Here is an 802-nt window from a genome sequence, read left to right on the forward strand (position 1 = left end):
ACTCAACAACACGGCGGCCAATATCCAAGGTGTCATCCGCCTGGGCCTGCTGAACGCCAAGCTGCAGAACAAGTCGCCAGACCTCGCTTTCTTCAAGGAAGCACGCAAGGCGGCTGTCAAGAAGGGGGTGAAGCGTGGATGACGCCGACCTGAGCCAAGACCGCGCCGAGCGCGAGGCCCCTTACCTGCTCGCAGCCAGCCGCAAGCCGACTGGCCCCACGGCCACCGGTCGGTGCCTGTACTGCGACGAGATCGTTGCCGACGACCAGCGGTGGTGCGACACAGCCTGCCGTGACGGGTGGGTGCGCGAGTCGCGGTTGCGGGGAGGTGTGCGATGAGCGAAGACGAAATGTTGGAGCTGGCTGCGAAGGCCATGCACAACCTGCGGAACCCGAATTTCTGTAACTACACCGTGGTGGATAAAGAAGTCGGTGTGTGCTTAGAACTGGGTTCTCGCCGGGGTGCGATCACGAGCTACTGGAACCCCCTCGTCAACGATGGCGATGCCCTGCTTCTGGCGGTGAAGTTGCGCATGTCGGTGACGGTCTTTGACAACGCGGTGGGTATCGGTATCAAGGGCGACTTTGGTTACCGTGAGTACGACATAACTCCAGACCCCCACGCCGCCACTCGCTGGGCCATAACCCACGCCGCCGCCGAAATTGGAAAGGCAATGCCATGAACGACAAACGATTCGAATCCTGGTGGACCAGCAACCCGGCGCGCGTGGCGCTGAACCCGGCAGCGAAGGAAGTGGCGCGCAAGGTGTGGAAGGCGGCCCAGCAGGACATGGCGACGGAAC

1 protein-coding gene is annotated in these 802 nt (G+C 62.2%); it reads left to right on the forward strand.

The features are described from left to right. Window positions 1-334: 334 nt before the first annotated feature. On the forward strand, window positions 335-682 hold the full coding sequence (locus I6E78_RS18445; protein WP_114488324.1) for a hypothetical protein: 348 nt from the start codon (window positions 335-337) through the stop codon (window positions 680-682). Window positions 683-802: the final 120 nt, after the last annotated feature.

It is taken from the genome of Pseudoalteromonas sp. NZS127 (assembly GCF_015864805.1).
GTDB lineage: Bacteria > Pseudomonadota > Gammaproteobacteria > Enterobacterales > Alteromonadaceae > Pseudoalteromonas > Pseudoalteromonas nigrifaciens.

What these genes read in the sequence shown, in the direction of transcription:
- I6E78_RS18445 (WP_114488324.1), top strand. Translation starts at nt 335, where the DNA reads ATGAGCGAAGACGAAATGTTGGAGCTGGCTGCGAAGGCCATGCACAAC.